Consider the following 4,939-nt stretch of genomic DNA (forward strand, 5'->3'; position numbering starts at 1 on the left):
GGATGATCTCTGGCGCGCTGTCGGCGATATCTGCGCCCTCTTCACATCCGACGAATGCTGGAATTATTTCAAAGCTGCAGGCTGCGTTGCAGATTAATCGCCCGACGCTCTAATATGGCCGCTCATCGCCTCCGTCGCGCAGAACCGTACGCGCCGGCATTTCCACCCGCACCGTCTCCGCCAGCGGAATGGACACGCCATGGACACCGAGGCCGGCATGCCGAATTCGACCCGGCCGGACGGCCCCAACCCGATCGCCCGCACTTCGTCCTCGGCCAGCGCCAGGAGACCATCACCCCTCGCTCGCCTGCACCGTCCAGACGAAATCGCAGGATGCCCCCGGCGCCAGGACGAGGATCCCCGGCTTGTCAAGAAACTCGTCGTCCCAGCCGACCGGACTCGCCATGCCATACCAGGGCTCGATGCAGACGAAGGATGCGCCGCCCGGCTTCGACCAGATTCCGAGATCCTTGTAGCCCGACCAGGACACGGTGAGGGCCCGAGCCACATGGCCCTCGTTATCCTGCGCGGCATAGGTCACGCTTCGGCTCGACACCGCCGGCATGACGAGCGCATCCGTCTCGAACCGCGCTTCCGACAGGGGCAGATGCAGCCCATCGAAGGGCAGCGGCTTGTCGGCCCCGAGCAGCGCGTTCTCGACCGAGAGGGCCCGGCCCTCTTCGCGAGCCTCAAAGGTGATGGCGTGAGCGGTCTTGTCGATGCCGTCGAAGAGCGGCCAGCGGAAGCCCGGATGGGCGCCGACCCCGCAGGGCAGCGGCTGCTCGCCCGGATTGGTCACCCGCGTCGTAACCGCGAGGCCATCGGCCGTCACGGCGTAGATGAGGTCGAGCACGAAGGAAAAGGGATAGGATTGCCGCGTTTCCGCGTCATCGGTCAGCCGCAGCGCGGCGCGGTCGGCCGATCGCTCGGTCCAGGCAAACCGACGGTCGCGGGCAAAACCGTGCTGGCCCATGGAATAGGCCCGCCCTTCGTGTCGGAGCACGTTTCCCGCCAGCTTCCCGACGATCGGGAACAGCACGGGCGCATGGCGCGGCCATTCGGGGCCGGCCTGCCACAGGAGTTCCTCCCCCGCCCCATCCTGCAGGCTGACCAGTTCGGCGCCCTGGCTGCGGATTACCGCCCTCAGGCCACCGGCTGCAATCACGTGGTCGTCGGTCATCACGGCCCGTCCATTTCTGATACCGGATTGCGGTTAGCACGTAATCATCCGGCGTGGACCGTGGTGCGCGAGGCTGTGAACGTCGGCTACGCGGCCGCGCGCTCGACCTGGTGATCTTTGGCCGATGACCAATGCCACGGCAGGAGTTCTTCGAGGCGGGACTGCGGAAGATCGGCGATGCGGACGAGGACGTCGGCGAGCCACGCCTGCGGGTCAATGTCGTTCAGCTTTGCCGTCGCGATCAGCGTCTGCATGAAGGCGCAGCGGTCGGCGCCGCGATCGGATCCGGCGAAGAGACAGGACTTGCGGCCGAGAGCAACAACCGATTCATTATACGCCTCCTCTTCAAACGTCTGGAAACAGGGAGTTCTGGCCTTCGGGCTCGGTGCGACACGGGCCCTTACGCTTCGCGAAGGCAGCGATCCGCTCGTCTTCGAGATCAAACGCGCGAATTTGATGCGGAGCACCGCGCACGACCTGCTCGGCGGGGAGTACGCCATCCTGGATAAGGCGGCGGATACGATGGTGCGAAACGCCCAGCTTTGCGGCGGCTTCCGACATCGTGAGCCATTCGCCGTTCTTGTCGGCAGAGCGGTAGCCTCGGATTTTATGCACCGTGCGCAGTGACCCGACACGGCGTGCTGTCCAGGTCTTCCCGTGCCCGGTCTGCATGCCCATGCGGTTGAGCGTCGCCGCGATGTCTTCGTCGGACCACCGGGTCGCCATGGTCCGCATCACTGCGAGAGCTTCTTCTGGCGTTCGCTGACCGTGCTCCCCACTCTTCGGTTTGCGAACGCGCAGCTGCGAATGCTGGCCGCCCTGCCAATGGATCGTCAGAATGACTTCACGCTGCTCGTCGTCGACGTCGGCGATGATTCCAGCGACGAGGGAGCGGAGGAGCTGCTGGCGGCAGCGCATGCCGACACCCGGCGCGTTCCATGCGGCTTCGAGGTCGTCGGCGAGACCAGCAAAATCCGGAACTGGCGTGGCAGGCTCTGGCTGACGCACTTCGGCCAGTCGCGCTTCGCAGGCCGTCACGCGCCTGAGCGTTGCTTCCCAGCTCTTCTCGAGTTGTGCGGCGATGAGGCGGTTGTCAGGGTCGCAGGCGGCGTACCGGCGTTCGGCGAGCGAGGCGTCGTAGCGGGCCTGCTGCAGGTCCAATTCCATCACACGCTGTCTTTCGTCTCGGCTTTCCATATGCATACGCTCAGCTTCCAGCGCCGCCTCGATCGCCATCGGTGTCACCGCCGCCAGGATCTCTCTAGCAATGGTGGCGTCGATGCGAGATGCGCCGAAGGTCAGGCATCGCGGTCGCGCCAGCATCTGATTGGAGCGATCACAGCGATAGAGGGAGTGCTGCCCCGGTGGACGTCCCGAGTATGAAACGACCAGCCGCCGTCCACATCGTCCGCACGTGATGAGCCCTGCCAGCAATGCCCGTCCGCCGCGACCCGATTTGACGCCGCCCGCCTTGCCGTAGGCATTGGTGGCGAGGCAGGTCTGGTTCCGTTCAAACTCGCTCCAATCGATATAACCCTCGTGGTGGTCTTTCAGAAGCACTTCCCACTCGCTGAACGGCTTGCCGTGGCCGTAACTCTTGCGGGCGCGGCCATCGACAATCTCCGTGCGCTTCTCGCTCTTACCATAGACGTAGGCGCCCGCGTAGAATGGGTTCTTGAGGATCGGGATGACGTTGCGATAGCGGATCGGCACCCAATCCAGGGACACCATCTTCTTCCCGTCGGACGGCCTGGGAAAATGCAAGCCGTCGGCCGTCAACGAGATAAGAACCTGCCGCGCGCTACTGAGCTCGCGAAAGCGCGAGAACACGAGGCGGACCGCCTCCTGGACACGCAAATCGGGATCGAGCCCCAGGCCATAATCGCGGTGCCAGATGTAGCCAATGGGAACGCTGATGCGCAGCTCGCCGCGTCGCGCCTTGGCACGCGCGGCGTCGTACATGCGCGCTCGCAGAACCCCCAGCTCAAACTCGCTGATGCTGCCCTTCATGCCCAGCAGCAAGCGATCGTTCGGGCGGCATGGATCATAGACCCCGTCCAGATCGATCACGCGCGCCTCAACCAGGCCGCACAACTCGAGGAGGCGATGCCAGTCGTGTCCGTTGCGGGAAAGCCGGGATGCATCGAAACAGAGCACGGCTCCGACCTTGCCTGTGCACAAGTCGGCCACCAGCCGTTCGAACCCGGGTCGCGCCATGGTGCCGCTGGCAGAACGGCCGAGATCGTCATCGATGACCTCGACCTCGCGGAATCCCCACCGGCGCGCGACATCGACGAGTTCATACTGCCGTCGCTGGCTCTCGAGGTTGGTCTGGACTTGCGCCTGGGTCGACTGCCGCACATAGACGACTGCTTTCCGCTTCAGCACCGCGACCGGCAGATGATCACTGCTCGTCATCATCGTCATCATCGTCCTCCTCGGTCGCTGCGGCGCCCGCGGCGGCCGTCAGGAGGGTCGCCAGCCGAACGACCACGATGCTTCGTTCGGACAGGCTCAGCCCCCGTAGGTTCAGCGAGTCCAGCGGCATGCTGAGCTGGCGCGCCAGCACAGGCAGCTTCGAGGGTGGCAGGGTCTTCATTTTGTGCCTCCTGGAGGGTGTTCGAACCGTCCGGAGAACTTTGCCTGAAACCGCGCTGGATCAGGATGTTGTGGATCTCAGTGAGCCCGCCAATCGAAACGCGCGGCCTGCCCATCTCCATACCGGCGCAGGCGACGGGATCCAGCATCCATGCGGCGACCACCATGACCTCGCCGGGCTTGATCTCGACCCGAATGATGCGGCCAGTGACGCGTTCTTCGCTGCCCTCCTGCCGAAAACGTCGACCATGAAAGGGATGCCACCGGTAATGAAACTCTACGAATTGCCCGATATGGGCAGAATGACCCTGCGATTGCTCTCGGCCGCAAGTCATGGCTCTTCGCAGGCTCAGATCGCGGCGCCGATCGCTGCGCCTTCATGCTGACGCTGATTGCGACGGCCAAGCTCAACGATATCGATCCGCAGGCCTGGCCGCCGACGTCCTCGCGCGCATCGCCGACACCCCCCAAACTCGGCTCCACGAACTCCTGCCCTGGAACTGGCCACCCCGTCAGGAGATCATGGCGTCGGCCGCGTAAACAGCTCCCGGAAAAGGTCTTCCGATCGCCGATGACCCTCATCCGTTAGCATCACCGATTTTGCCTTGTTCGCCGGGTCAGTGATCATTCCCTTCCGATGCAAACGGTCGGTCACTTCCCAGTCAAAACTCTTCCAGGCACGCCGATTGCCGTGCAGCGTCAACCACAAANAAAGGTCTTCCGATCGCCGATGACCCTCATCCGTTAGCATCACCGATTTTGCCTTGTTCGCCGGGTCAGTGATCATTCCCTTCCGATGCAAACGGTCGGTCACTTCCCAGTCAAAACTCTTCCAGGCACGCCGATTGCCGTGCAGCGTCAACCACAAAAGTGCCAGGACAGCATCATCGATCTTGTCGTTATCGATCTCCACGCGGTCAGGATAACACAGCAAACCGAGACCGCCGCGGCTCACACCGGATGGATACCCATCTGGGCACCGCACGCTTCCGGCAGCGCCAGCAACCCATCGCGCGCCGCCCGGCGCCATTGCGTCAGCTACTGAGGCCCAGGGAAAGGGCGCCAGACTCGCAGACCGGGGAAGCCATCGAAAGCGTAAAGCCAATGGGGCTCAGGCCGCGCTTACGGACTTCACCGATACCGGGAACGCTGTGAAGGCGG

Annotated in this window: 5 protein-coding genes and 3 pseudogenes; 2 read left to right on the top strand and 6 right to left on the bottom strand. The window is 63.8% G+C overall.

All coding sequences use genetic code 11. The features are described 5' to 3' along the window. Nucleotides 1-292: 292 nt before the first annotated feature. The 4 genes and pseudogenes from VQ042_RS24605 to VQ042_RS24620 all read right to left on the bottom strand — a co-directional run bounded on the left by VQ042_RS24605 (nt 293) and on the right by VQ042_RS24620 (nt 3,779). Nucleotides 293-1,180, bottom strand: coding sequence for an aldose 1-epimerase family protein (locus VQ042_RS24605; RefSeq protein WP_331822903.1), 888 nt, complete (start codon nt 1,178-1,180; stop codon nt 293-295). 86 nt (nt 1,181-1,266) lie between these two features. Then, a pseudogene (locus tag VQ042_RS24610) lies at nt 1,267-1,500 on the bottom strand (transposase domain-containing protein); the annotation flags it as partial. 25 nt (nt 1,501-1,525) lie between these two features. Beyond that, the gene (locus VQ042_RS24615) at nt 1,526-3,598 is read right to left on the bottom strand and encodes a recombinase family protein (RefSeq protein ID WP_331822906.1); all 2,073 of its coding nucleotides are present in this window, start codon (nt 3,596-3,598) and stop codon (nt 1,526-1,528) included. Next, nucleotides 3,585-3,779, bottom strand: a complete 195-nt coding sequence (locus VQ042_RS24620) for a hypothetical protein (protein WP_331822904.1) — start codon at nt 3,777-3,779, stop codon at nt 3,585-3,587. The genes VQ042_RS24615 and VQ042_RS24620 overlap by 14 nt, the downstream gene beginning before the upstream one ends. 40 nt (nt 3,780-3,819) lie before the next feature. On the opposite strand from VQ042_RS24620, the gene VQ042_RS24625 reads away from it, so the two are divergent. Both VQ042_RS24625 and VQ042_RS24630 read left to right on the top strand, forming a co-directional pair. Further along, nucleotides 3,820-4,164 (top strand): hypothetical protein, encoded by a 345-nt coding sequence (locus VQ042_RS24625; RefSeq protein WP_331822905.1) that lies wholly within the window; start codon nt 3,820-3,822, stop codon nt 4,162-4,164. Beyond that, a pseudogene (locus VQ042_RS24630) lies at nt 4,092-4,318 on the top strand (transposase domain-containing protein); the annotation flags it as partial. The gene VQ042_RS24625 and the pseudogene VQ042_RS24630, both read left to right, overlap by 73 nt. Here the strand turns inward: VQ042_RS24630 and VQ042_RS24635 are convergent. Beyond that, complete coding sequence (locus VQ042_RS24635; protein WP_331822907.1) at nt 4,299-4,487, bottom strand: DUF6429 family protein; 189 nt, start codon at nt 4,485-4,487, stop codon at nt 4,299-4,301. The pseudogene VQ042_RS24630 and the gene VQ042_RS24635 sit on opposite strands and share 20 nt — an antisense overlap. A gap of 3 nt (nt 4,488-4,490) precedes the next feature. Then, a pseudogene (locus tag VQ042_RS24640) lies at nt 4,491-4,691 on the bottom strand (DUF6429 family protein); the annotation flags it as partial. Between the last annotated feature and the right edge of the window lie 248 nt (nt 4,692-4,939).

Source organism: Aurantimonas sp. A2-1-M11, assembly GCF_036549475.1.
GTDB lineage: Bacteria > Pseudomonadota > Alphaproteobacteria > Rhizobiales > Rhizobiaceae > Aurantimonas.